Source organism: Trinickia sp. Y13 (genome assembly GCF_029522115.1).
Lineage (GTDB): Bacteria > Pseudomonadota > Gammaproteobacteria > Burkholderiales > Burkholderiaceae > Trinickia.
In genome coordinates, this window is record NZ_JAKWFK010000026.1 from 1 (window position 1) to 25,224 (window position 25,224).

General features: G+C 64.6%; 18 protein-coding genes, 1 tRNA gene and 3 riboswitches. Of the genes, 5 read left to right on the forward strand and 14 right to left on the reverse strand.

Features of this window, described 5'->3' with window-relative positions; genetic code table 11:
• Positions 1–116: 116 nt before the first annotated feature.
• From MMB74_RS26290 to MMB74_RS26300, 3 genes are all read right to left on the reverse strand, one after another.
• A complete protein-coding gene (locus MMB74_RS26290; protein WP_277431541.1) occupies positions 117–314 on the reverse strand; it encodes a hypothetical protein in 198 nt (65 codons plus the stop codon).
• 238 nt (positions 315–552) lie between these two features.
• Entirely contained in the window at positions 553–1,905 is a 1,353-nt protein-coding gene (locus MMB74_RS26295; protein WP_277431542.1) for a DUF3987 domain-containing protein, read from the reverse strand.
• Between the two features lie 1,040 nt (positions 1,906–2,945).
• Positions 2,946–3,021 (reverse strand) — tRNA-Arg (locus MMB74_RS26300).
• Positions 3,022–3,393: 372 nt separating this feature from the next.
• On the opposite strand from MMB74_RS26300, the gene MMB74_RS26305 reads away from it, so the two are divergent.
• The gene (locus tag MMB74_RS26305) at positions 3,394–4,281 is read left to right on the forward strand and encodes a c-type cytochrome (RefSeq protein WP_277431543.1); all 888 of its coding nucleotides are present in this window, start codon (positions 3,394–3,396) and stop codon (positions 4,279–4,281) included.
• Positions 4,282–4,490: 209 nt separating this feature from the next.
• Here the strand turns inward: MMB74_RS26305 and MMB74_RS26310 are convergent, their stop codons facing one another.
• Complete coding sequence (locus MMB74_RS26310) at positions 4,491–6,581, reverse strand: UvrD-helicase domain-containing protein (RefSeq protein ID WP_277431544.1); 2,091 nt, start codon at positions 6,579–6,581, stop codon at positions 4,491–4,493.
• A gap of 268 nt (positions 6,582–6,849) precedes the next feature.
• On the opposite strand from MMB74_RS26310, the gene MMB74_RS26315 reads away from it, so the two are divergent.
• Complete coding sequence (locus MMB74_RS26315; protein WP_277431545.1) at positions 6,850–7,929, forward strand: oxidoreductase; 1,080 nt, start codon at positions 6,850–6,852, stop codon at positions 7,927–7,929.
• Between the two features lie 153 nt (positions 7,930–8,082).
• Positions 8,083–8,475 carry a hypothetical protein gene (locus tag MMB74_RS26320; RefSeq protein WP_277431546.1) on the forward strand — a complete coding sequence of 131 codons (393 nt, stop codon included), beginning with the start codon at positions 8,083–8,085 and terminating at the stop codon, positions 8,473–8,475.
• Positions 8,476–8,664: 189 nt separating this feature from the next.
• Here the strand turns inward: MMB74_RS26320 and MMB74_RS26325 are convergent, their stop codons facing one another.
• The 3 genes from MMB74_RS26325 to MMB74_RS26335 form a co-directional block, all read right to left on the reverse strand.
• Positions 8,665–9,297: a LysE family translocator gene (locus MMB74_RS26325; RefSeq protein ID WP_277431547.1), complete on the reverse strand. Its 633-nt coding sequence runs from the start codon at positions 9,295–9,297 to the stop codon at positions 8,665–8,667.
• Between the two features lie 28 nt (positions 9,298–9,325).
• A riboswitch (ZMP/ZTP riboswitch) is annotated at positions 9,326–9,410 on the reverse strand.
• Between the two features lie 56 nt (positions 9,411–9,466).
• A complete protein-coding gene (locus MMB74_RS26330; RefSeq protein ID WP_277431548.1) occupies positions 9,467–10,549 on the reverse strand; it encodes a phytoene/squalene synthase family protein in 1,083 nt (360 codons plus the stop codon).
• Between the two features lie 147 nt (positions 10,550–10,696).
• Positions 10,697–11,581, reverse strand: a complete 885-nt coding sequence (locus tag MMB74_RS26335) for a DMT family transporter (RefSeq protein ID WP_277431549.1) — start codon at positions 11,579–11,581, stop codon at positions 10,697–10,699.
• 579 nt (positions 11,582–12,160) lie between these two features.
• On the opposite strand from MMB74_RS26335, the gene MMB74_RS26340 reads away from it, so the two are divergent.
• Positions 12,161–12,547 (forward strand): DUF2784 domain-containing protein, encoded by a 387-nt coding sequence (locus tag MMB74_RS26340; protein WP_277431550.1) that lies wholly within the window; start codon positions 12,161–12,163, stop codon positions 12,545–12,547.
• Between the two features lie 69 nt (positions 12,548–12,616).
• Here the strand turns inward: MMB74_RS26340 and MMB74_RS26345 are convergent, their stop codons facing one another.
• The 7 genes from MMB74_RS26345 to gcvT form a co-directional block, all read right to left on the reverse strand.
• The gene (locus MMB74_RS26345) at positions 12,617–14,344 is read right to left on the reverse strand and encodes a tetratricopeptide repeat protein (RefSeq protein WP_277431551.1); all 1,728 of its coding nucleotides are present in this window, start codon (positions 14,342–14,344) and stop codon (positions 12,617–12,619) included.
• A gap of 179 nt (positions 14,345–14,523) precedes the next feature.
• Entirely contained in the window at positions 14,524–16,230 is a 1,707-nt protein-coding gene (locus MMB74_RS26350; RefSeq protein WP_277431552.1) for a thiamine pyrophosphate-binding protein, read from the reverse strand.
• A 192-nt stretch (positions 16,231–16,422) separates the two neighbouring features.
• The gene (locus tag MMB74_RS26355; RefSeq protein ID WP_277431553.1) at positions 16,423–17,811 is read right to left on the reverse strand and encodes an L-serine ammonia-lyase; all 1,389 of its coding nucleotides are present in this window, start codon (positions 17,809–17,811) and stop codon (positions 16,423–16,425) included.
• Between the two features lie 180 nt (positions 17,812–17,991).
• The gene (locus MMB74_RS26360) at positions 17,992–19,098 is read right to left on the reverse strand and encodes an alginate lyase family protein (protein ID WP_277431554.1); all 1,107 of its coding nucleotides are present in this window, start codon (positions 19,096–19,098) and stop codon (positions 17,992–17,994) included.
• A gap of 123 nt (positions 19,099–19,221) precedes the next feature.
• Positions 19,222–22,179, reverse strand: a complete 2,958-nt coding sequence (gene gcvP / locus MMB74_RS26365) for an aminomethyl-transferring glycine dehydrogenase (RefSeq protein ID WP_277431555.1) — start codon at positions 22,177–22,179, stop codon at positions 19,222–19,224.
• 77 nt (positions 22,180–22,256) lie between these two features.
• Positions 22,257–22,637: a glycine cleavage system protein GcvH gene (gcvH, locus tag MMB74_RS26370; protein ID WP_277431556.1), complete on the reverse strand. Its 381-nt coding sequence runs from the start codon at positions 22,635–22,637 to the stop codon at positions 22,257–22,259.
• 72 nt (positions 22,638–22,709) lie between these two features.
• Positions 22,710–23,828: a glycine cleavage system aminomethyltransferase GcvT gene (gene gcvT, locus MMB74_RS26375; protein WP_277431557.1), complete on the reverse strand. Its 1,119-nt coding sequence runs from the start codon at positions 23,826–23,828 to the stop codon at positions 22,710–22,712.
• A 101-nt stretch (positions 23,829–23,929) separates the two neighbouring features.
• A riboswitch (glycine riboswitch) is annotated at positions 23,930–24,093 on the reverse strand.
• 20 nt (positions 24,094–24,113) lie between these two features.
• Positions 24,114–24,219: riboswitch (glycine riboswitch) on the reverse strand.
• A 223-nt stretch (positions 24,220–24,442) separates the two neighbouring features.
• Here gcvT and MMB74_RS26380 point away from each other — a divergent pair.
• Positions 24,443–25,111, forward strand: coding sequence for an antibiotic biosynthesis monooxygenase (locus tag MMB74_RS26380; protein ID WP_277431558.1), 669 nt, complete (start codon positions 24,443–24,445; stop codon positions 25,109–25,111).
• Positions 25,112–25,224 lie beyond the last annotated feature (113 nt).

Below are 25,224 nucleotides of genomic sequence, written 5' to 3' on the forward strand. Positions count from 1 at the left end.
GGCGAGGAAACGACATCGAATCGGCCCGAATTAAGGAAATTCAGCATCAAATCGACACCCCCAAGTCGGCGCAGCAGCTCTTGAGAAAGCTACCGTCGCGCTGCGAGGGGGATACTTCAACAGCCTGTTAATGAAGCCAGCAGCCTCAGGCTTCTCCCGACAACAAGCGACTTTCCTCCTTCAGATGAAACCGTATTGGCTTCGTCAACGAATCGATGAGCCGTTTCAATGCGGTCATCGACATCTTCACCCTTCAACTCGAATAGAGATTCATCCAAGTCGAGGCATTCTTCATCTAGCGTATTCGTATCCATGACGCGTTTACTATCCTGCTCGCTTGCTATGGAAAGCCAATGTTGTTTGCTATGGGTTGGTTATTGAATATCTGACATTTATTTTTTATACCTATCTATTATCTATCCTATCTATTATCTATCTCATTAAAAACCAGAATCCAATCCGAACGACTAATCAATGATTCAGCAGTAGACAACGGAGGCGAAACGGCAGCTCCAGCCGGTCGCCATCGTTTCCACTCCGCAGAGATAGCTCTTAAAAGGCGCTCAACAAACGTGGCGGATGCACCCCGCCGGGGCCAAGGCAGTGCGGTGCCCATCTGGCATCGCGCCTCAGGACCAGCCCCACCTCTCCGGCATCGTTGAACTGCACGAGATCAAGCCGAAACAATTCGCTAACGGCGCGGTGCATGCGCCCGTTGGTCATGCCCAATTCCAGTTCAACATGTCGTTTTCGTCTGTCGGGCAGCTTGTGGTTCGCCCGGAGCCAGTAATAAAGCGTCTCGGCATCGACCTGTTCGCAAGACCGCTCATCGGCCGGCGGATGGAGGTGGCGGAATACGTCGAAGTGGTAATCGACGATGGCCTCGGCATACTCCACATGCTCTAGCCTGATTTCCCAAGCATCCGCATCGGTCGCGGCAAGCACCGATGCTACACGGCAGAGATGATCGAGCATCCGTCCCACGAAGTCCTTGTATGGCTCATGGCGCGCGTCCCGTTTCATCGACTCGTAACGTGACTTGATCGCAAGGAGGCAGGCGGCTGCATCCTGCGAAAAATCGGAGATCGGCAATTCGCTCCATCCATTCCGGCTATTGGCAATGTTTTGCAACAGCCTGGATTGGACGAGGTCGCGGAACAGCCGCGTTGCAGGGCCAATCTCGCCGCAGTCCGCGATCGAATCGTCGCGCATGAGCGAGGGCAACATCCGCGCGGCAGCACCACTGCCACGCCAGCGCCTGCTACGAGGGCTGGCCTGATAGGCTTGCCAGCGATCGTTTTGCACCATCCAGAGCAAGGTCAGATGCGGGTCAATCTGCCTGACCTCTCGGCCCGTCCGGGCCCACGTCAATTGCTTGCAGTCCCAGATTTCAGCCAGCCGATTTTCGTCCCCAGATCGCATTTCTCCGAGAATCTGCATGGCTTCTGGGGCAACCCATCCAGCATACGGATACTCGAACAGGATCTCGGTCGTGACGGCCTTGCAGCTCGCATCACCAGGAAGCATGTAGTCGAGCCGACGAATCCGAGGCGGCTCATTCATCATGAGGTCCGCGAGTTCTTTCTCGAGATGGGCAACTTCGGTCTCAGTGGATGACTTTTTGAGAGCGCTCTCCTTACCCTTTACGCGCAGCGACCAAGAAACGTGCGCGGCTTTCAATCTAGCGATTTCTGACTTCGCCTCGCGCTGGTACTGCGCGACCGCCGCCTTAGCCGGATCGCGAAGCAACGTGTCGAGGAAAAACGTTTTACCCGTTGCAGATGGCGAAATGACCAGACCGAAAATGGAATGGTCATAGATCAGGCCGCCGGGCGTCCGAGCCCGCCGGATGCCGGCGGTGGCAAAGGATACCGCCGCGAGCATGGCCGACAGGACGATCGGCAAAGCGTGGCCGCCAGGCGAGAGTTCGTCCGCCACCTCTTGAAAGAGCGGTGGAAGGTCTCTTTTCTGCAACACAGGGGGCGGGGATGGCCGGATAACCATTATTTGCCCTCCAAATCATCGATGTCCCGTACACGCGGACGAGACGCGATATAGGCGAGAACCTCACTAAGCCGGTAGCGTACAGATTTTCGACCCAGCCTCACGCCGACGGGATGATCTGGGTCGTAGGCGTTTGATGCCGGCTGCATCTTCGCATACGCGCCCGATCGGCTGTCACCGGTGAGGTTGATCAGTTCCTTGATGTCGATAAGACGGTCAGAGCTTATGTTTGTAGCAGTGCTTATTGAAGCAACGCCACACTGAGCGTTCTGCTGTCGGTCAGCAGATAACCATGAAGATGGGCAAGCCACGCCTTCTCCCTTCCGCTCTTGCGGAACAATCGTTAGCAGTAGATGGATTTGCGCTGGCGAAATGCAGCGCGATTTGGAAAAGCAAAACCCCCGACGCGTTGATCGGAGCAGGTTGCGCTTAAGTCTGAAGTGTCTTGTCGATTGCCCGTTGCGGGCTTATGGGTGGAGCATCCTTCACGGGGATACTCACGACACAGGTAGGCTGCGTCTTGTATGTAGTGGTGTCTCGGGATTTGCCGTTGCGGCACCGAGCAAAGCAACCGACGGTGGACAGTACCACGCGCACGGCGGACTCAATTGGATCATGGCTGCCGCAGAAAAGCAACCCGGCACGATCCATACACCGTCCGGGTAGTCCCGCCGTCACCATCTCGCCTCAATGCACGTACTGAGACGCTACATATGTTGGCAACGCGGATATCGCGACTCCTGACAGAATAGATGCAGGTCGATCGCCGGCCGCACAGTCCACCATACTCTCCGCCGGTCAAAACGTTAGCGGACCGCAAGTATCGTCATGAGAGGTTGCGCGAGGCATATGCAGCGCTAGGAGGATTTCCGTACCATTTCCGTACGAAATTTAGACTGCGAGAGGCAACGCGCGTAGGCCACTGTTTTGTCTATCTTTTTTGGCGCGCCCGGCTGGGATCGAACCAGCAACCCCTGCCTTCGGAGGGCAGTACTCTATCCATTGAGCTACGGGCGCTAAGACATGTTGGCGCGAGTGTAAAACGAGGAATCGCAGCGCCAAGCAAGACCGAGAGCATACCTGTTTTCGCCAAACGCGTCCACCGGGCCCCGCCCGGCGGGGCCAGCCTCGGCACGCGCGAACGCCCGCAGCCCCACCACGACCGCTACCACCAAGCCCCACCGTTGCCGCCCCATTAAAGCAAGCCCGGGTAAACGCCGCCCTCGCCCCGCGCGCGGCGCTCGCCGAGGCCAAAACGTTGCGTCTATAATCGTCCGTGTTTTGACCGAATTAATTAAGTCGTTGCCGACTTAGCCGTTTCAGGTTTTTTAGCTGTTGCCGTCGCGCTGTACCGCTCACCAACAAAATTCCCCGGGAGACGAGACAAGCATGAGCGAAGCACCACACGGAGCCCCGATCAAAACGCCCGGCCAGTTGATCGCCGCGGTCATTGCGGCGTTCGCCGTTCCGATCGTCGTCATCATCCTGCTGGCGTATTACGTCAACCAATCCGTGCGCACAGGCGCCGGCACCAACGGTCTAGCCGACACCACCGTCGCCAGCCGCATCGCGCCGATCGCCCAAGTCACCGTCCGCGATGCCAACGCACCGCACGTGTTCAAGACCGGCGAAGAAGTATTCAAGGCCGTTTGCACAACCTGCCACACGCCCGGCGCAGCCGGCGCACCCAAGTTCGGCAACAACGCCGACTGGGCGCCGCGCATCGCCCAAGGCTACGATACCCTGCTGCACAACGCGTTGACCGGCAAGAACGCCATGCCGCCCCGCGGCGGCACGAGCCCCGACGACTACAGCGATTACGAGATCGCCCGCGCCGTCGTCTACATGGCCGATCACGCCGGCGCGAATTTCCCCGAACCGGCCGCCCCCGCGTCGGGCGCCGCCGCCACCCAAGGCGCAGCCGCATCGGCCCCGCAAAGCGCAAGCGCCAGCACGGGCGCCGTCAACGACCAAGCCGCAGCCGCCATCGCCGCATTGCCCAGCGCACCGAGTCCCGCATCGTCGAGCGCGGATAAGGAACAAGCCGGTAAAGCGCTCTATACGCAAGTCTGTCAGGCGTGCCACGCCGCAGGTGTGCTGGGCGCGCCGAAGTTCGGCGACAAGGCCGCATGGGCCCCGCGCCTGAAAGACCCGATGGACGTGATCTATAACTACGCCCTGCACGGAAAAGGACAGATGCCGCCCAAAGGCGGGTCCAGCGCATCCGACGACGACGTCAAAGCCGCCGTCGACTACATGGTCAACGCCGCGAAGTAAGTCCGAGAGTCCACCAGTGGTTTAGGCCCCGAGCGTCAGCTTGGGGCCTAAACGCATGCGCCAAGCGCCGAAGGTGGACCGCCGCGCCAAGCGCCGCTGGCGGTTCGCGAAGCAGCTAACACCGCGACCACCGCCACGACCGCGCAGCCGCCACCGAGACATGCCCGTGCCGTTCGGCTAGTCGGCCCCGCAAGCCCCGCCCCTCCCTCTCAAGGCTTCTGCAACAGCGCCTTCAGGCTGGCTAGCCGATCCTTCGGCGTCATCGGCGCCTCTTCGGCAGTGGGCGGCGGCGCTTCGTCAAGCCCCATCTCGGGGATGAACCGAGACGGCTCGCACACCACCGTCTCTCGCGCCCGCTTGCGCTTCTTGCACCAGTTCAAGTGCAAGCTGCGTTGCGCGCGCGTGATCGCCACGTACATCAAGCGCCGCTCTTCCTCGATGCGTGCATCGTCGATGGGCTCGTCCTCGGCGCCGCCGCGGTGAGGCATGATCCCTTCTTCCACCCCCACCAGGAACACGTGCGGGTATTCGAGCCCCTTCGACGCATGCACCGTCGAAAGCCGCACCGCATCGGGATCCTCCTCCTTGCCCTCGAGCATCGACATCAACGCCACAGTCTGAATCAGGCCAAGCAGGTTCTTGCCCGTATCGCCCAGTCCGTCCGCGTTGTCATAGCCGCTCGCCTCGCCATCCTCGGCTTGTTCCGGCTCGGGCTTGGTCCCTTTGCGCTTTAGCCATTCGAGAAACTCGAGCACGTTCTGCCAGCGCGATTGCGCCTGCCGCTCGTCGAACGTGTCGTACAGGTAGGCCTCGTAATGGATCGCTTCCATGAGGTCGTCGATCAGCGTCGTGGCCGGGTCCTTGGTCGCCCGATCGGCAATGCGCTGCATGAAATCGCAGAACACCCTCAGCGGCTCGACCTGCCGCGCGGAAAGCCGCGCTTCGATCCCGCCCATGTACACGGCTTCGAACAACGACACCTTCGCCTGCCCCGCAAACGAGCCCAGCGCCTCGAGTGTCGTATTGCCGATGCCGCGGCGCGGCGTGGTGATCGCGCGGATGAACGCGGGATCGTCGTCGGGGTTCGCGATCAAGCGCAGATACGCGCAGATGTCCTTGATTTCCGCTTTATCGAAAAACGATTGCCCGCCCGACAGCACGTACGGAATCCGCTCGCGGCGCAGCACCTGTTCGAAGATGCGCGCCTGAAAATTGCCGCGATAAAGGATCGCGTAATCGCGAAACTGCGCGCGCCGCTCGAACTTGTGCGCGGATAGCCGAAACACGACCGATTCGGCTTCGTGCTCTTCGTCGTTGCACCCCGTCACCGTAATCGAATCTCCCATGCCGTGCTCGGACCACAACTTCTTCTCGAACAGCTTCGGATTGTTCGCAATGACGTTGTTGGCCGCAGTCAGAATCCGCACCGTCGAGCGATAGTTTTGCTCGAGCTTGATCACGTGCAGCTTCGGGAAATCGCGACCGAGCTGCGCCAGATTTTCCAGCGTGGCGCCACGCCAGCCGTAGATCGCCTGGTCGTCGTCGCCCACCGCCGTGAACGCGGCGCGCGGCCCCGCGAGCAACTTCAGTAAGGTGTACTGGCACGCGTTCGTGTCCTGATACTCGTCGATCAGCAAGTAGCGCAGCTTGTTTTGCCAGCGGTCGCGCACGGCCTCGTTCTGCGCGAACAGCTCGGCGGGCAAACGGATCAAATCGTCGAAATCGACCGCCTGATAAGCATGCAGCGTCGCCACGTAATTGCGGTAGACGATCGCCGCCTGGTGCTCGTCTTCGTTCGCCGCGTTCGCTTGCGCCGTCTGCGGATCGATCAGCCCGTTCTTCCACAGGGAAATGATCGATTGAATCTTGCGGATGAAGCCTTTGTCCGTCGAGCCAACCTGCTCTTGGATCATGCCGAAGCAGTCGTCGGCATCCATGATCGAGAATTGCGGCTTGAGCCCCAGATGCTCGGCTTCCTGACGCAAGATCTGCACGCCCAGCGAATGGAATGTGCAAACGGTCAGTTGGTTGACGGGCACCTTCCGGCCCTCTTTGCCCGGCGTCGTCAGCGTTTTGCCTTCGAGCAATTTGCCGACGCGCTCGCGCATTTCCGCCGCCGCCTTGTTCGTGAAGGTAACGGCTGCGATATGGCGGGGCTCGAAGCCCTTGTTCTCGATCAGGTGTGCAATCTTCTGCGTGATGACGCGCGTCTTGCCGCTGCCTGCGCCGGCCAGAACTAGGCACGGGCCGTCGAGGTAGCGCACCGCTTCGCTCTGCGCGGGGTTCAATCCTGCGGACATCTTCGTGTGGATGGTGTAACGAGGTTGGCGGCCCGCGCCGGAGCGCATCGATGCATACAGCCGATGCGGCGCGCGAAGCCGTGAGGGCAAGTGCGCGATGTTAACACGGATGCACGCCCGAACCGGCGCTCGCGGTGGGATCGGTTCCTCCCGGCGAGCGATGCGTGCCACAATGTTCGACTCTCTTGCCGCGCGGGCGGTCCGGCCCTTTTCCGGCGAATCGCCGCGCGAGCCTCATTCACCTGTCCTCAGGCGGAGGGAAGCACGCATGGCTTCGACGTTGAAAATTGGTTTGATGGGCTACGGATTCGCGGGCGCGACGTTCCACGCGCCCGTCATCGAACACTGCGGTGCGCCGCTCGACGCTCCCGGGTTGCCCTATGCGCGCGTCGCGGCGATCGCCACGAGTCAAGGCGAGCACGCCCGCGCCGACTACCCGCAAGCAGCGATCGTCGCCGACATCGATGCGCTGATCGCCTCGAACGAGGTGCAATGCATCGTCATCGCCACGCCGAACGACACCCACTATCCGCTCGCGGCCAAAGTGCTCGAGGCAGGCAAACATGTCGTCGTCGACAAACCCGTCACGCTCACGGCGCAGCAAGCGTGTGCGCTGGCTCGGCTCGCGCGCGAGAAGGGGCTCGTCTTCGCGCCGTTTCACAATCGCCGCTGGGATGGCGATTTCTTGACGCTGCGCGAACTCGTCGAAAGCGGCACGCTCGGGCGCATCGTTCATTTCGAGTCGCATTTCGATCGCTTTCGACCGCAAGTGCGCCAGCGTTGGCGCGAGGAGGCATCGCGCGGTGGCGGCCTGCTGTTCGATCTCGGCCCCCATCTCATCGATCAAGCGCTCGCCCTGTTCGGCGCGCCCGAATCGGTCTACGCAAGCGTCAAATTGCATCGCGACCACGCCAGCGCGCCGGACTACGTGCACCTCCTGCTCGGCTATCCCGACAAGGAAGTCGTTCTCCATGCAAGCGCGCTTGCAGCGATCGAGCCGCCGCGCTTCACCCTTCACGGCACGCGCGGCAGCTACGTCAAATTTGGACTCGATACGCAGGAAGACCAACTCAAAGCCGGACTGCGCCCCGGCCAAGCGGGCTTCGCCGCGGGCAACGCAGCAGGCACGCTGCGTGCTATGGAGGGCGAGCGAGAAGTCGAGCGAGTGGTGCCCACGCGCGACGGTGCGTATGTCGACTTTTACCGTGCGCTAGCTGGAGCGATCGCCGGTCGCGCACCGTTTCCCGTCACGCCGCAAGACGCAGTCGATGTCATGACGATCATCGAGCTGGCGAACGAAAGCGCGCGCGAAGGCAAGCGGCTGCCGTTCGTGCGCCTCGTCCCTTGAGGCGGCAAGCGGGCTGCGGCAAGTCCGCCGCGTACGTGCGCCCCGGCTCATGCGCCGCTTGTCATCGGATACAGGGCACGAGACGTTTGACGTGAGATGGTTCGTACAATCGATCCCCCACAGACCCCATGCACAATCAGAAGGAGAGATGGGATGCAACGCTCGATTCGCGTACTCGTTGGCTGCGCGCTGATTTCCGCGCTGGCGGCTTGCGTGGCGCCGCGGCCCCCGCATAGGCGCGCGCCGCCGCCTCCGCCCCCGCCGCCCGTGGTCGTGCGCCCACCAGCCCCGAATCCGCACGAGGCCGACCTCGCACGATTTGCGCAGGTCGACGAGCGCATCGACAGCCTGAACCGCCGCATCGACGAACGCGTCGCCCAAGGTTACTACCCGGCGCCGACGGGCAGTTCGCTGCATCATCGGCTCGATGTGATCCGTCAAGAGATGCACGACATGGCGGGACAGCACGACAACGGCATATCGGCTGACGAGCAGCGCATGCTCAATCAGGAACTCGACAGCGCAGCGAGAGTGATTGGCAATTGACGCCGAACGCGGCATGGCCGCTTTGAAAAAAACGCGGTGGCGCCCCCAGGCCCGCCGCGTTTTTTGTCGATTGTCCTGGGCCCGTTCATCGTCCTCATGATGAGCGCAGCCGACCGACCTATGGCCCGAACCGCGCTCCGCATCCCTATGCGGGCGACATCCGCACCCTGAGCGCGTTCGTGCGACGCCTCAGCGCCGCGCCTGGGTCGCCATCCGAACAGCCAGCCCGGCGAGCACGGTGCCCATCAGCCAGCGCTGAACCGTTACCCAGCTGGGCCGCGTCGCCAGAAACGCCGCGATCGAACCGGCCATCATCGCCACAACCGTATTCACGGCCAGGCTCGCCGCGATTTGCAGGCTGCCGAGCGTAAGCGACTGAGCAAGTACGCTGCCGCGGTGCGGATCGATGAATTGCGGCAGCAGCGAGAGGTAGAGCACGGCGATCTTCGGATTGAGCAGATTCGTCACGAGGCCCATCACGAACAGTTTGCGCGGGCTGTCCGCGGGCAAATTGCGCACTTCGAACGGCGAGCGGCCGCCCGGCTTCAACGCTTGCCAAGCGAGATAAGCCAAGTAGAGCGCACCGCCGAGCCGCAGCGCGTCGTAAGCCAATGGAACGGCCAGCAGCAACGCGGTGATGCCGCATGCCGTGCTGACCATGTAGAACACGAAGCCGAGCGCGACGCCGCCAAGCGAAATCATGCCCGCGGCTCGGCCTTGGCAAAGCGAGCGCGAAACGAGATAGATCATGTTCGGGCCGGGCGTCAGCGCGATGCCGAGCGCGACTAGACCGAAAGCAAGCAGGGAACTGGACGTAGGCATTGCATCTCCTCGATAGGTGAAAGATGGCCATTCATGCCCAGGCGCGCGGCTCATTCGGTCCCACGCTCCCCGATGGTGAACTCCATCTCGCGGCGCCAGTCGCGCGGTCCGACCGATTATTCCATGCTTCGCGCGAATGCGTCGCGAGTCGCGCACGGCCGCGCGGTCATTAGGCAACGGCGGCGGCGCCCGCCTCGGATCCGAGCCGCGCTTGGACTTCGCGCATCAAACCCTCGATCCAGCGGCGCAGCAGGCCGTCGAAGCAAACGGCGGCCGTCGAGCCTGCGATGAGGCGGTAGACGTCGTTGCGACGTACCTTCGAGATCCGCCCGGGATCGAGCCAGGCTTCGTTCTCCGCCAGCAGTTTCAACGTCTCCAAGCCGATCAGGATCGGCCATAGGCAAGCCAACCGCAGACGAACCGACGAACGCGGAATCGCGAGCGCATAGTCGAGCGCATCGCGGTAATGCGCGAGCGCGGTCGCCATCAGTTCGGCCAGCACCGGCTTGGCCCGCGACGATGCCTCGGGCGCGAGCAGCGCAGCCGGCGTGAGCCCGTGACGCTCGAGCAGGGATGACGGCAGATAACAACGGCCGATGCGCAGATCCTTTGGGCAGTCTCGTAGGATGTTCGTCAACTGCAGCGCTTTGCCGAAGCGGATGCCGCGCGCGACGGCCGCATCGTGCGGCTCGGCGAACGTGCCGGGCACATGCGCGCAGGTCATCTTCGTCCAAAACTCGCCGACGCAGCCCGCGACGAGATACGTGTAACGATCGAGTTCGGCCGGCTCGCGCAGCGCTTCGATCCGCCCCGAATCTTCGGCAGGGAAGGTGCGCAGGTCGAATTCCATACCGGTTGTCAGGGTGGTGACGATCTCGCGCACCGCGGCGCGATCGGCCGGCGCGAGTTGCTCGAGCAGCGTCAGGGCCGCGGTAAGCGATTCGAGCAAGCGTTTTTCGTCGGCAAGCGCTTGCTGGCCCGCCACTTCATCGGCGACTTCACCGATCGCGGCGAGCGTGGATGCGCTCTTGTCGCCGCCGACCGCCGCGCGCAGCGCCAGCAGCAAGCGCAAGCGGCGCGTGGGATCGACGAGCGAGGTATCGGCGATCGTGTCGGCTGCCCGGGCGAGCAAATAGGCGAGCCCGACCGGCTCGCGCATCGGCCCCGGCAGAATACGCAAGGTCAAAAAGAACGAGCGCGAAACACTCTTGAGCAGGGGGCCAAGGAGATCGGCCCGGGCAACGTTGGACATGAATCGGATGAGAAAAAAGAGGCGCACGGCTTGCGTGCGCCATTGTAGCCGCCCGGCTCGCCCGCCCGCTTCGCGCCGGAACCGGGAGAATGGCGGACGGGGCGGACGGCGAGGCAGGTTAGGCTGGGGGACGAGCGCAGCCCCCGCCTATCGAGCGCGCCGCGCGACACTCGGCGCGCGCTCGGCTCCGAGCACGAGCGCGAGTCCGATCAAGATCGCGGCCATCCCGGCGAGCTCCGGGGCATGCAGCCGATTGCCGAGGAACGCATAGTCCATCAACGCAGTCACGATCGGCACGAGGTAGAACAAGCTCGTCACGTTGACCAGGTCTCCGCGCTGCACCAATCGGTAGAACAGCAACTGCGCGAAGACCGAAATCACGAGCCCGAGCCAAACCAACGCAACGAAGAGCGGCGCGTCGAAGCGGGCGGCGAGCGGCATGGACGGCGCGATCGCCGCGCATAGTGCGAGGCTGACGGCGTTCTGCAGCGGCAGCACATCGATCGGAGCTTGCTTGATCTGTTTTTGCAACAGCGCGCCGCAGGTCATGCAAAGCAGCGCCGCCAGCCCGAACGCAGCGCCGCCCAAGGATGCGCTCGCCGCGGCCGCCGCCGGATGGACCACCAGCGCGAGACCCAGCAGCGACATGCCGAGCCCGGCGATTCGTCGCGCGCCGTAGCGCCGCTGCGTCGCGAGCAAGGTCAGAATCGGCTGCGCGCCGAGGATCGTTGCGAGCAATCCGGGCGTGAGCCCGTGCGAGAGCGCGAGCAGGTAACAGATCGAATACCCGCCGGTGATCAGCGCCCCCGTGAGCGCCACGCGCCAGCGCGTGCCGGGCGCGGGCAGCCATCGCCCGCGGCGTGCGCCGAACGCGGCCAGAACCGCGCAGGCGAGCGCAAAGCGCATCAACAGAAAAGCGAAGGCGCTGGCGTGCTCGATGCCGATCTCGGCAAAAATAGCACCGCTACTCCAAAGCAAAATAAACAGCGAAGTCGTACCGTAAGCCGTCAGTGCGGCTCGAATCGAGTTCATTTGAAGACCACCTGTGCAAGGTTGCGTGAACCCCGCGAACGCGTGTCATGCGCATTCGGCTCGCGCTCGCGGTCGAGTGCGAAGCGAGACGCAGCGGCGTTGGCGGGATACGGAAAAGCCGGGGTTTAGACGCGCGCCGGCGGAGGCGCGGCGATACCGGCTACGGCTTGCCTCGCAGGGGGAGGCGAGCCGGCTTGCACGGGGACGGCGAGGACTGCGACGGTCGAACGCGACGCGCACCGAACACCGACGTGTGCGTCGGACGTACGGTTCAGTAGGCTGCGTGTGCGCTTGACGTTCGTCATCGATGTCGAATGGATGAAGGTTTGGCGGTCGATCGGATCGAGCCGAATACACTCGGAACCCATCCGAATTGATCCGAATGGCTGCGGCGACGGCATCGCCGAAGCGGGAAGAACCGACCGTTCGATAGCGTACTCGCGATCGAACGATTGAGCAACGGACGCAACGCGGGCGCGATCTCGCCTTCCGCGTATGGATTTGTTGGTGCTCGTAGGCATCGCTCGGTGCCATACTGGCCATCTTCCGCCAATGCCGTCCATCCCAATGCATGTGCCCATGACCGTCTTGGCCGATGCCGTGCTCGTCTTGCACGCGCTCTTCGTGCTCTTCATCGTCGGCGGGTTCGCCGCGACTTGGCTCGGCGCCGCGTGGCATTGGGAATGGGTGAGAGACCGGCGCTTCCGCTCGGTGCATCTGGCCGCCATCGGCGTGGTAGCGCTACTCGCCGCACTCGACGTGCCCTGCCCGCTGACCGTGCTCGAAGCGCGGCTGCGCACCGGCGCCGCCGGCAACGAAGGATGCATCGAGTATTGGCTCGGACGACTGCTCTACTATTCGCTGCCGACGTGGGTCTTTACGCTCGTCTATGTGTCGTTCGCCCTCGCCGTGCTGCTCACGTGGCGTTTCGTGCCGCCACGCGCGCCACGGTCCTCTCGGCGATGAGGGTGCGCTTGCGATGCACGCATGAGGCGCCGCGGCGCATCGCTTCAGTTCGCTTTCTACCGGACGCCGCTACGGCGCATGCTCGGCGCTGCGCAATTGGCTCGCCGCTTCCTGCGCGGTTTGCGCCTCGCGCTTTCTGCCCATCGCCGCGTAAAGCTTCGCCAAGTTTCCCAACACGCGCGCATAGTCGGAGCGATAGGCGGCCGGTTGCTTCTTGGCCAGGCGGGCATACAGGGCCGCTGCCCTACGATAGGCGCCTTCGGCTTCCGAAGGGCGGTGCGACTTGCTAAGCAGCACCCCGAGATTGTTCAGCACGCGCGCCTGGTCTGCGCTGAACGTCCCGGGCGCGGCGCGCTCGAGCGGTTGCAGCGTGCGCAGCGCTTCGCGGTAAGCATGCTCGGCTTGCAGCGCCCGGCCTTGCTTGCGGTAGAGCACGCCGATGTTCGTGAGCGTGCGCGCCATGTCCGGCCCGTCCTGTGACGGGCTCTCGCGCGCCAGCTCGCGACGAATCGAGAGCGCTTCGCCATAAGCTTGCTCGGCCTCGTCGAGCCGCCCGCCATCGCTGTAGAGATTTCCCAGGTTGTTCAGCGTGCGCGCAAGCGCGGCGCGGTGAGCGAGCGCGTTCTCGCGCACGAGCGCGCGTTGCAAGCCGAGCGCCTCGGCGTAAGCGTGCTGCGCATCGTCGGCACGGTGCATCGTCGCGTATAAGACGCCGAGGTCGTTGAGCGTCGTCGCCAAACCGGCGCTATAGGCCGCCGCGTCGTATTGCACGAGCGCTCGCTCGAGCTTGAGCGCCTCGCGGTAAATGTCGATGGCGTCGCCGGGCCGGTCGGCGTCGCGATAAAGCGCGCCGAGCGCCTCCAGCAAGGCAGCGACATCGGGCCCATACCGCTCCGGCCGCTCGCGCGCCAAGCCCCACGTCACGGCCAGTGCGCGCAAATAGGCCATCTCGGCGTCCTGCGGCAGCGCCAACTCCACGTACAGACGGCCCAGCCGAGTCAGTTCGCGCGCATAACGGGGCCGCCATCGGTCGGGCTTGTCCTGCGCCAGCGCCCGATAGCGCAAGGCGAGCGCCTCCACCACGGGCTGCGCTTGCTCGGGCAATTTCATCTCTTCGAGCAGATCGCCATAGAGTTCGGCAATATCGGCATCGCCCGGCCGCATGGCGTGCGCAAAACGCATGAACGTAAGGGATCGCTTCGGAGAGAACCGCAGCCATTCGACGAGGCCCGCTTCGAAACTGCGCGTGGCGGTCAACTCGACGGGCGCGCCCAGCTCGATGAGTTCCGCCGACAGCAGCGTGGCAGCGGTATCGAGGTCGAGCGCAGCGACCGCGGCTTGCGCTTGCGGCTCGAGCGGATCGTCGGTCCATAACACGCGCATCTGCCGCAGCAGCAGGCCATAGCGGGCAACCCAATTGCGCGCGTATGCGACGAAATCGAAGCCGGGCCTGCCCGCGCCTTGGGCGGCGAGCGTCAGGACAAGCGGCGCGACGCGCTCGAACGCTCGAGGCGCGGCGGCGAACATCAGATCGGCGCCTTTGGCGAAAGCGACCCGCTCACGGCCCGATAGGCGGACACGGCGCGCGGCGCGCTCGGCGTCGAGCGCAAAGCGCGCCAGCCGCCTCGGTGGAATATCGCAACCGCGCTCGAAATGAAACCCGTGCTCGACGTCGTTGGCCGACAGCGCGGGCACGCAAACGGGCGGCGGCGAGGCCGTGTCCGCAGCCGCCGCGCTCCACGCCGCCTGCGCCATCGCTAGGCTGGCCAGCCATCGATGCGCGCGCCGATTCGTCATACTCGCCTTCTTGTGCCAGGTGGCCGTCAGACATATGAGGGACGGTCCTGGCGCGGCTGTAAGTTGGCCAGCGCACGCCCGCGGGCGGTCGCACGCGGCGCGAATGCGCCGCTTACCGCCAGCATAGGCGCATCGGCCCGCTCACGCAGCAGGCAGCATGCAAACGCGAACGGCGGCGGCTATCGCGCAGCGCCCGTGCGCGCCCGCCGGCCTTGCTCGCGAATATCGCCGAGCGTCGCCGTGGGCGTGCTCACTTCCTGAGGCACGCGAATCTCGATGAGCGCGGGCAAGCCGCTCGCCGCGCAGCGTTCGAACGCGGGCAGGAAATCGGCCGTGCATTCGACGGTCTCGCCGTGCGCGCCGAACGAGCGCGCGAACGCGGCGAAGTCGGGATTGGTGAGCCCGGTCCCATGCGTGCGTCCCGGATAATGCCGCTCCTGATGCATCCGGATCGTGCCGTAATGGGCATTGTTGACGACGATGAAAATCACGTTCAGGCCATACTGCATCGCGGTGGCGAGCTCCTGCGAAGCCATCATGAAGCAACCGTCGCCGGCAAGCGCCACCACGGTACGGTCGGGATGGAGCGCCTTCGCCGCAATCGCCGCGGGCACCCCGTAGCCCATCGACCCGCTCGTCGGCGCAACCTGCGTGCGCCATTGCCGATAGGCGAAATGCCGATGGAGCCAGATGGCGTAATTGCCGGCGCCGTTCGTGACGATGGCGTCGTCCGGCAGCCGTGCGCGCAGTTGCGCCATGATCTCGCCCAGTTGCACGTCGCCGAGCATCGGCCGCGGCGCGCGCCACTCAAGGTAGGCCGCGTGGGCCTGCTGCGGCGCGCCCGCCCACGCCAGCGCGCCGCTCGGCTCGAGCACCGCGAGCTCGGCTGCGATCTCGGGCATGCCCGAGACGATCGGCAGATCGGCCGCGTACACGCGCCCGAGTTCTTCCGCGCCTTGATGAACGTGCACGAGCGTTTGCTTCGTCTTCGGAATGCCGAGCAGCGTGTACCCGCCTGTCGTCGCCTCGCCCAAACGGGGACCGATGACGAGCAGCAAGTCCGCATCGCGAATGCGTTGTGCCAGCGCGGGATTGATGCCCAGGCCGACGTCGCCGGCGTAGTTCGGATGATCGTTGTCGATCGTGTCTTGATAGCGGAACGCACAGCCGATCGGCAGTTGCCAGGTTTCGACGAAGCGCCGCAGATCGGCGCATGCCTGCGCATTCCAGCCGCTGCCGCCCGCAATGACCATCGGCCGCTGCGCGCCTTCGAGCAATGCGCGCAGCGTTTCGATTTGCCCATGCGAAGGCGAGGCGGCGATGCGCTTGAACGGCGGCGCGGCCGGCATGCGCGGGCAAGGATCGGACAGCATATCCTCGGGCAGCGCGAGCACGACCGGCCCCGGCCGCCCCGCGCAAGCCGTATGGAACGCATGGCTCAGATATTCGGGGATGCGCCGCGCGTCGTCCATTTGCGCGACCCATTTCGCCATCTGCCCGAACATGCGCCGATAGTCGATCTCTTGAAACGCCTCCCGGTCCAAATGCTCGCGCGCGCACTGGCCGATCAGCAAGATCATCGGCGTCGAATCCTGAAAGGCGGTATGCACACCGATCGAGGCATGCGTCGCGCCCGGCCCGCGCGTGACGAGCGCGACGCCGGGCCGTCCCGTGAGCTTGCCGGTCGCCTCGGCCATGTTCGCGGCCCCGGCCTCGTGGCGGCAGACAAACGTGCGAATGCGTTCCGTTTCATCGTGGAGCGCGTCGAGCACAGCGAGAAAGCTCTCGCCGGGGACGCTGAAAACACGGTCGACTCCATGCGTGATGAGCGCGTCGACGAGCAATCGCGCTCCGGTCACGTTGGTGGTATCGGCGGCATTCGACATGTGCGGCAACCTCCTGCTTATCTGGCGATGTTGTTCGAAGGAAGTGGCAACGGGGCAAAGCGCGTTGCGAGACGGCGCCGACAGCTTACGCCTGGGTCGGCCGCACTGTCACTGCCGAAAAATGCGCAAAGCCGCGGCGCTGCGGCCCGATGTCGCGCCACGCCCATGCGCATTCAGCCGGCGCATGGGCTGTCAGCACTCGACGATATTCACGGCCAGCCCGCCGCGCGACGTTTCCTTGTATTTGGTCTTCATGTCGGCCCCCGTCTCGCGCATGGTCTTGATCACCGAATCGAGCGACACGTAGTGGCTGCCATCGCCGCGCAACGCCATGCGCGCCGCATTGACGGCTTTGACCGCGGCCATGGCGTTGCGCTCGATGCAGGGAATCTGCACCATGCCACCCACCGGATCGCAGGTCAGGCCGAGGTTGTGCTCCATGCCGATCTCGGCCGCATTCTCGACTTGCCGCGGCGTGCCGCCCATGACGGCGGCCAGCGCGCCGGCCGCCATCGAGCAGGCCACGCCCACTTCGCCTTGGCAACCCACTTCCGCGCCCGAGATCGATGCGTTCAGCTTGTAGAGAATGCCGATCGCGGCGGCCGTCATCAGAAAATCGATCACACCCTGCTCGTTCGCACCGGGCACGAAACGCGTGTAGTAGTGCAGCACGGCCGGGATGATGCCGGCGGCGCCGTTGGTGGGCGCGGTGACGACGCGTCCGCCCACCGCGTTCTCTTCGTTCACGGCAATGGCGTACAAGTTGATCCAGTCGACCATTGAAAGCGGGTCGCGCAGCCCCTGCTCCGGGTTGCTCGATAGCGTGCGATAGAGTTGTGGCGCGCGGCGCTTGACTTGAAACGGCCCCGGAAGCGTGCCGTCGGCGTCGGGATTGCCGATCCCGCAGCCACGCGCAACGCACGACTGCATCACATCCCAAATCTTCAGCAAACCGGCGCGCGTTTCTTCCTCGGTATGCCAGACGCGTTCGTTGTCCCACATGAGCTGGGCGATCGATTTACCGGTCGATGCGCACAGCGCCAGCAGTTCGTTACCGGTGCTGAACGGGTGCGCCCGCTGGTCCGCCGCCTGCAGCACTTTCGTGTTGGGTGCGCCGGCGGTCACGACGAAGCCGCCGCCCACCGACAGATAGGTCGCCTCGCGCAGCACCTCGCCCGCCGCGTCGCTCGCCCGCAGCTTCAGGCCGTTCGGATGCTCGGGCAGCGCTTGCCGGTAGAAGGCGATCTGGTCCTTGGGCGTGAAGGCGATTTCGTGCTTGCCGAGCAAGTTAAGCCGTCGCGCCTTCTGCACAGCGTCCAGCCGAGCCGCGATCGTCGACGCATCGACGGTATCAGGCGCCTCCCCCATTAACCCGAGCATGAGGCCGCGATCGGTGCCGTGCCCTTTGCCCGTTGCGCCGAGCGACCCGTAGAGGTCGACCTTGACCGCGGCGGTGCGCTCGAGCAAGGCGTCGCGTTCGAGCCCTTGGACGAACAGCAGGGCCGCGCGCATGGGCCCGACCGTATGCGAGCTCGAGGGACCGATGCCGATCTTGAATAAATCGAAGACGCTGACTGCCATTGCTGCTCCACAGGGTAATTGTTCGAAGGGGCGCACGCAGCTAACGCGCGCCGTTTCGGGTGATGAAGGCTCCGCCCGAAGCCCACTGCCGCCGTTACGGTTACGGTTACGGTTACGGTTGTCGCCGCCCTTCCAGCAAGCAATGCGCTAGCCTGCCCCTCGCCGGGCACGCCCAGCGCGTTATCTCGCCGGCAGCGGCAGGCACACGGCAAGCCAAGCCGGAGGCGTGGGCGCGAGCCGCAGCGCGAGGCCCGTATAGCGGCCCGAGAGCCGCGCGGCAAGATGGAACAGCTCGGCCCCGTCTTTCGGGTCCCATTGCCCCGCGTAGCCCGGCAACCCGGCCTCGCGGCGCTTCGCGTCGAACGCCACGCTCGAATGCACGAACTCTTCGTGCGTCTTCTCTCCGAGCGCATACGGCATCAGCCAATCGAGCGCCAATTGGAGCGTCGCGCCGTTCTGCGCGCGCAGCACGAGCCAATTGCGGTTGTGACGCCGCGCGGCCAGCGCCGCCATCACGAGCGGTTCCAAGTCGTGCGTCACGTAATGCAGCGCATCGCGCTCGGCGAAATCGACCGTGGCGCCGTCGGGTGCGACGTTCGCGCCGATCTGCTCGACGAACAACCGCTGCGCCGCATTGATGAGCTTGCGGTCGTCGAGCGTAAAGGCCGCCATCGCGACGAGCTTCACGCGGTGGCTCTCCCAGTTGTTGCGGTACGTGCCCGTGAGCGGGCGCGGCTGCGCATCGACGCGCTCGACGTAGCCTTTCGCGAGCTTGGCGATGAACGCGGACGCCGCGTTGCGCGTCTTCACCGGCAACGCGCTCGCCGTCATGTCGTAGGCGAGGATCATCGCGTCGAAATGCGTCTCGTCGATCGGATTGAAGCTCGGTTGATAGGTGCTCGCCCAAGCGAACAGGAAACGATCGACGAGGCGCAGATACCGCTCGTCGCCCGTCGCCCGCCAAACGAGCGCCGCATCGCGCATGAGCGCCAGGTCCTGCTCCGCTGCGAGGCTCTCGTCGTAGATGCCTTCGTGCGGCAAGGTCCCTTCGGTGTGCAGCCGCGCGAGCGGCTTGGGCTGATCGTTCAATCGCGCCGCCACGCGTTTGACGAGCCCTTGCGCAATGGGCGCGGCGCTCGTGCGCTCGCTCGTTTGCATGGCAGGCGCCGCGCAAAGGTTCATCGCCGCCCAGGCCGAGTCGACGGGGACGAACACGCCCGCGCAGGCGAACAGGCACGCCGCAAGCGATGCCCGCGCTGTCAATTTGGTGTCGGCCGCTTGCCCCATCCGTCGCTCCTTCATTGGCTTGATTTCGGAGTCAGATGGTAGCCCGTATTGACGACGAACGACGCATGCCCGCGCGAAGCGGGCATGTCGTCGGCTCGCGCCGTTACGCTCCGGCTCGCGCCGTCATGCGTAATCGGCCACCGGCACGCAGGAACAGAACAAATTGCGGTCCCCATAAGCGTTGTCCGCGCGGCCCACCGGCGGCCAATACTTGCGCGCCACCAACGACGGCAGCGGATAGGCCGCCGCCTCACGCGAATAGGCGTGCGGCCATTCATCGGCCGTCACGACGGCCGCCGTATGAGGCGCATGCTTGAGCGGATTGTCCTCGCGGTCGACCCGCCCTTCCTCCACGGCCCGGATCTCCTCGCGAATCGCGATCATCGCCTCGATGAAGCGATCGAGTTCTTCCTTCGATTCCGACTCGGTCGGCTCGACCATCAGCGTGCCCGGCACCGGGAAGCTCATCGTCGGCGCATGGAAGCCGTAATCGGCCAGCCGCTTGGCCACGTCGTCGACCGTGATCCCGCTCGTCTCCTTGATCGGGCGCAGATCGAGAATGCACTCGTGCGCGACCAGCCCGCCCGGGCCTGCGTAAAGCACCGGATAGTGCGGCGCGAGGCGCTTGGCGACATAGTTCGCATTCAAGATCGCGACTTCGGTCGCGGCCGTCAGATTCTTCGCGCCCATCATCGCGATGTACATCCACGAGATCGGCAAAATCGAAGCCGAACCATAGGGCGCAGCCGACACGGCGCCAATGCCGCTCTCGGCGCGGCGGTAGCCCGACGAGATCTGATTGGGCAGGAATTGCGCCAAGTGCGCGCCGACCGCCACGGGGCCGACGCCGGGGCCGCCGCCGCCATGCGGAATGCAGAACGTCTTGTGCAGGTTCAAGTGCGAGACGTCGCCGCCGAATTGCCCCGGCGCCGTGAGTCCGACCATCGCGTTCATATTGGCGCCATCGACATACACTTGGCCGCCGTGCGCATGCACGATCTCGCAAATTTCGCGCACGTTCTGCTCGAATACGCCGTGCGTCGAGGGGTACGTGATCATGATCGCCGCCAGGTTGGCCGCATGTTCGGCCGCCTTCGCCTTGAGGTCTGCAATATCGACGTTGCCCTGCTCGTCGCAGCCCACCACGACCACTTTCATGCCCGCCATGTGCGCCGACGCCGGGTTCGTCCCGTGGGCCGACGCCGGAATCAGGCAAACATCGCGATGGCCTTCGCCGCGCGAAGCGTGATAAGCGTGGATGATGAGCAAGCCGGCGTACTCGCCTTGCGAGCCGGCGTTGGGCTGCAGCGATACGGCCGCATAGCCCGTCGCGGCGACCAGCATTTGCTCGAGCTCGTCGATCATCTCGCGGTAGCCGACCGTCTGCTCGGCCGGCGCGAACGGATGGATCTGCGAAAACTCGGGCCACGTGACGGGCAGCATCTCCGACGTCGCGTTCAGCTTCATCGTGCAAGAGCCGAGCGGGATCATCGAACGATCGAGCGCGAGATCCTTATCGGCGAGGCTGCGCAGATAGCGCAGCATCTCCGTCTCCGAATGGTGACGGTTGAAAACGTGGTGCGTCAGATAGGCGCTCGTGCGCACGAGCGTTGCCGGAAGGGCGGCCGCCTCGCTCGCGCGGCCTTCCTCTTGCGCGCGCGTGAGCGCCGTGTCGAGCACGTCGACGTGCGGCACGTCGATCGCGCCCGCCGCGGTCGCGAACACGCTCAAGAGATCGGTCAAATCGGCGCGCTTGGTGGTTTCGTCGATCGATACGCCCACGCGCGTGTCGCTCACGCGGCGCAGATTGATGCGCAGGCGCTTGGCCGCGTCATGGACGGCGGCCGTGCGCGCGCCGGTTTCGATCGTCAGCGTGTCGAAGAAGGTGTCGTTCACGAGCGCATAGCCGAGCTGCTTGACGCCCGCGGCGAGCAGGCTCGCAATGCGATGCACGCGCTGAGCGATCGTCTTGAGCCCTTGCGGCCCGTGATAGACGGCATACATGCTCGCCATGATCGCGAGCAGCGCTTGCGCCGTGCACACGTTCGAGGTGGCCTTTTCGCGGCGAATGTGTTGCTCGCGCGTCTGCAGCGCAAGTCGCAGCGCGCTCTTGCCCTGGGCGTCGACCGTCACGCCGACGAGCCGGCCCGGCATTTGACGCTTGAACGTGTCGCGCACCGCCATGTAGGCGGCGTGCGGGCCGCCGAACCCCACGGGCACGCCGAAGCGCTGCGAGGTGCCGACGGCAACGTCCGCGCCCCATTCGCCCGGCGGCGTCAAAAGGGTCAGCGCGAGCAGATCGGCCGCCACCACGACATGGCCGCCCGCCGCATGCACGGCCTCGGTCAATGCGCGATAGTCGCGCACGTCGCCGCCCGCGCCCGGGTATTGCAGCAAGACGCCGAACGCGTTCGCGGCGGCCGCCTCGTGCGCCGGTCCCACGTGCACTTCGATGCCGATCGGCTCCGCGCGCGTGCGCACCACTTCGATCGTTTGCGGCAGCACGTCGTCGGCCACGTAAAACAGGTTCGATTTGGCTTTGCCGACGCGTTGCAGGAGCGTCATCGCTTCGGCCGCGGCCGTCGCCTCGTCCAGCAGCGACGCATTCGCGATCTCGAGCCCCGTCAAGTCGCCGATCATCTGCTGAAAATTCAGTAACGCCTCGAGCCGGCCTTGCGAGATTTCGGGTTGATACGGCGTGTAGGCCGTGTACCACGCCGGGTTTTCCAGCACATTGCGCAGAATGACGGCCGGCGTGTGCGTGTTGTAGTAGCCCTGCCCGATGAAGGAGCGGAACACCTCGTTTTTGTCCGCGAGCTGCAGCAGCTCGGCCAGCGCCTCGGCCTCGCTGCGCGGCTCGGCGAACGGCCCGAGCGGCAACGCATCGGTGCGGCGGATCGCGCTCGGGATCACGGCATCGATCAGCGCGACGCGCGATTCGAAACCGAGCGCTTGGAGCATCGTGCGCTGGTCCGCGCTGTCCGGGCCGATGTGCCGCTCGGCGAAGGCGTCATGCACTTCGAGCGCGGCGAGCGAGAAAGGGGTGCGGTTCATCAGACGATCCGGGTGTTCGAGCTTCATGATAGGGCGGGGCTGGGGCGCGGCGGTTCGGCGTCGAGCATGCCGGATGCGCCGCGCGGCAAAAACGGGAGAAAGGGTTAGCCTACGAGCTTCTGATAGCCGTCTGCGTCGAGCAATTTGTCGAGCGCGGCGCCGGCGCCGAGCTTGACCTTGAACAGCCAGCTCGCATAAGCGTCTTGGTTGACTGCATCGGGCGCGTCGACGAGCGCTTCGTTGACGGCCACGACCTCGCCCGAAACCGGCGCATAAATGTCGGAAGCCGCCTTGACCGATTCGACGACGCCCACGGCGTCACCGGCCGTGAAGCTCTTGCCGACTGCCGGCAGTTCGAGGAAGACGATATCGCCGAGCGTCTCTTGCGCGTGATCGGTGATACCCACCGTCACCGTGCCGTCGGCTTCGGTTCTGACCCACTCGTGTTCTTCGGTGTATTTCAGATCGGCCGGGACGTTGCTCATGTGTTGCTCCTGGTGAAATAGGACTTGCGTTGAATTGAAAGCGTAAGGACCGAAAAACGCGCGCAGGGCCCGTTAGGCGGCGAGCACCTTGCCGTTGCGCACGAACGGCAGTTTTACCACGCTTGCGGGCAGCGCTTTGCCCCGAATCTGAACCTGCACGAGATCGCCCGGCTTCACGCCTTTGGGCACGCGAGCAAAGGCGATCGATTCCTGCATCGACGGCGAGAACGTGCCGCTCGTGATTTCGCCTTCGCCGTGCGGCGTCACCACGGTCTGGTGCGCACGCAGCACGCCGCCGGCCTTGCCGTCTTCCTTCTGCAAGATCAGTCCGACGAAATCGCTGCGCGCACCGTGTTGCTCGAGCGCCGCCCGGCCCACGAACTCCCGCGGTGCGGTCAGGTCGACGGTCCAAGCAAGGCCGGCATCGAGCGGGGAAACCTCTTCATCCATGTCTTGGCCGTACAGATTCATGCCGGCTTCGAGCCGCAGCGTGTCGCGCGCACCGAGCCCGCACGGGCGCACGCCCGCCGCTTGCAGTGCCTGCCAAAGTGCGGCGACCTTCTGCGCCGGCACGATGATTTCGAATCCATCTTCGCCCGTGTAGCCCGTGCGGGCGATCGTCAGATCGCCGAAAGCGGCGTCGCTCACGCGCGCCGCGTTGAACGGCTTGAGCGGCTCGGTCGCGCCGCGCGCCGACGGCAGCACCTGCCACACCTTGGCGCGCGCGTTCGGACCCTGCACGGCGACGATCGCGAAATCGCGGCGCGGCGTGATCGTCACGCCAAAGCCGCGCTCGGCATTCAAGCGGTTGAACCACGCGATATCTTTTTCCGCGGTGCCGGCGTTGACCACGACGCGGAAGCATTCATCGGAGAAAAAGTAAACGATGAGATCGTCGATCACGCCGCCGCGCTCGTTGAGCATGCACGAATACAGTGCGCGGCCCGGCGTCTGCAGCTTGCCGACGTTGTTGGCGAGCGCATATTCGAAGAACGCGCGGGCGCGCGCCCCCGTGAAATCGACGACGCACATGTGCGACACGTCGAACATGCCCGCGTCGCCGCGCACGGCATGGTGTTCGTCGATCTGCGAGCCGTAATTGACAGGCATGTCCCAGCCGCCGAAATCGACCATGCGCGCATTGAGGGCACGGTGAACGGCGTTGAGCGGAGTATGTTTGAGTTCGGTCATCGGGGCCTCGGCGCGCAAAGGTATAGGCGAAAACAAAAAAGGGCCATGCCGGCCGATTTGCGCGCGCAGCTCGAAAGCTGTATTACGCGACCTATACGGTGCATGACCCCTCTGTCCTCGATACCTGAGAGATTGCGCCGCCGAAAAATATTTGTTTTTTCAGCGTTGCGCGCGCCCCTTCGGTGGGCGGCTTGCTCGCGGGGGCGGCCTTCGAATCTTGCCGCCGCGCAGGCGCGGGCTACCGCCTCTCTCCAGAGTGCGAAAAGCCGCGCGATGCGCGAGCCCTTCGACGCGGTCGGTCCTTTTGCCTGAGAGTTTGCGGGTGTGCCCCTTCGGCGGCGCCCCGGCAGGTGAAAACCCTGCCGCGAACACGCTCTCCCGACGCGTGCGCGAAATTTACGCGAGCGTAAGGGTGTTGTCAAATGACCGCGCTTGCGAAGCGGCGATCCTGCAGCTTCGGTCAAGAAGCGCTAACTTACTCTTATGCGCGATGAACGCCGTGCGCGCCGCACGCGTCCATAGTTGAGCTCGACGGGAATAGCGGCGCGCCTGCGCTCGTCTAACGAAGCGTGACGCGGTCAATCGCGCCGGCAGCAATAGAGAGGAGGAACTCCATGTCGAACCGTTTCTGCTGCACTGACCCCGACATTCGCCTGTTGGCCGCGGGCCGGGTGCAGTTCGCCTCCAGCGAAGCGCTCGAGCGCGCGATGGAGCCGCTTATCGTACGTTCGCGCGCCGTGCCGACGGGCACCCTCGCCGATGTTTTCCGCGACGTCGATGCCAATGCCCTGCTGTTCGTCGCTGCATGGCGCGTGAACCGCTTCGACGCGGCCGAGCGCACCATCGTCGACGCCATCGCCCATGCAATCGAGCCGCTGCGCGGCGAAGCCACGCCGGCCTGGGTCGACGTGGCCACGCCCGCGGGCGCCTGGACGTCGGGGCGCAGCGGGCCGGGCGAGTGTTTGGTGCTCGTGCGCCAGCCGCTCGAAAAACCCAACCCCGTGATCCAAACGAGCTGGATCGACCGCGTCCTGCTTGCGCTCAATGGCGACGCCGAGCCGCCCGACGGTTTGATTTCGGCGAACTTCTTTGCCACCACCGATGAAGCCACCGTGCTCAACTTCGCTCGCTGGACCAGCGCCGAGGCGCACCGCATCGCATTGGCGCGCGGCCACTATGCGCAACACGGCAGCATCGGAAAGTCGCCCCTTTGGCAAGCCACGCGCGAACATCCGGGCATTCGCGCGGAACACGAGGTGTGTCGATACATGCGTGTGTCATAGCGCCGCGATGACAACGTCGCAACAATCCCATGACAATCATATGACGCCGACATAGCGCCTGGATAACGGTCGGCGCCGGGCGCGCCATGCGACGGGCGGGGCGCAACCCGCCT

Bases quoted from the DNA above. Each gene is read 5' to 3' on its own strand.
- MMB74_RS26290 (WP_277431541.1), bottom strand. From the start codon at position 314: ATGGATACGAATACGCTAGATGAAGAATGCCTCGACTTGGATGAATCT.
- MMB74_RS26305 (WP_277431543.1), top strand. From the start codon at position 3,394: ATGAGCGAAGCACCACACGGAGCCCCGATCAAAACGCCCGGCCAGTTG.
- MMB74_RS26310 (WP_277431544.1), bottom strand. From the start codon at position 6,581: ATGTCCGCAGGATTGAACCCCGCGCAGAGCGAAGCGGTGCGCTACCTC.
- MMB74_RS26315 (WP_277431545.1), top strand. From the start codon at position 6,850: ATGGCTTCGACGTTGAAAATTGGTTTGATGGGCTACGGATTCGCGGGC.
- MMB74_RS26320 (WP_277431546.1), top strand. From the start codon at position 8,083: ATGCAACGCTCGATTCGCGTACTCGTTGGCTGCGCGCTGATTTCCGCG.
- MMB74_RS26325 (WP_277431547.1), bottom strand. From the start codon at position 9,297: ATGCCTACGTCCAGTTCCCTGCTTGCTTTCGGTCTAGTCGCGCTCGGC.
- MMB74_RS26330 (WP_277431548.1), bottom strand. From the start codon at position 10,549: ATGTCCAACGTTGCCCGGGCCGATCTCCTTGGCCCCCTGCTCAAGAGT.
- MMB74_RS26335 (WP_277431549.1), bottom strand. From the start codon at position 11,581: ATGAACTCGATTCGAGCCGCACTGACGGCTTACGGTACGACTTCGCTG.
- MMB74_RS26340 (WP_277431550.1), top strand. From the start codon at position 12,161: ATGACCGTCTTGGCCGATGCCGTGCTCGTCTTGCACGCGCTCTTCGTG.
- MMB74_RS26345 (WP_277431551.1), bottom strand. From the start codon at position 14,344: ATGACGAATCGGCGCGCGCATCGATGGCTGGCCAGCCTAGCGATGGCG.
- MMB74_RS26350 (WP_277431552.1), bottom strand. From the start codon at position 16,230: ATGTCGAATGCCGCCGATACCACCAACGTGACCGGAGCGCGATTGCTC.
- MMB74_RS26355 (WP_277431553.1), bottom strand. From the start codon at position 17,811: ATGGCAGTCAGCGTCTTCGATTTATTCAAGATCGGCATCGGTCCCTCG.
- MMB74_RS26360 (WP_277431554.1), bottom strand. From the start codon at position 19,098: ATGGGGCAAGCGGCCGACACCAAATTGACAGCGCGGGCATCGCTTGCG.
- gcvP (WP_277431555.1), bottom strand. From the start codon at position 22,179: ATGAAGCTCGAACACCCGGATCGTCTGATGAACCGCACCCCTTTCTCG.
- gcvH (WP_277431556.1), bottom strand. From the start codon at position 22,637: ATGAGCAACGTCCCGGCCGATCTGAAATACACCGAAGAACACGAGTGG.
- gcvT (WP_277431557.1), bottom strand. From the start codon at position 23,828: ATGACCGAACTCAAACATACTCCGCTCAACGCCGTTCACCGTGCCCTC.
- MMB74_RS26380 (WP_277431558.1), top strand. From the start codon at position 24,443: ATGTCGAACCGTTTCTGCTGCACTGACCCCGACATTCGCCTGTTGGCC.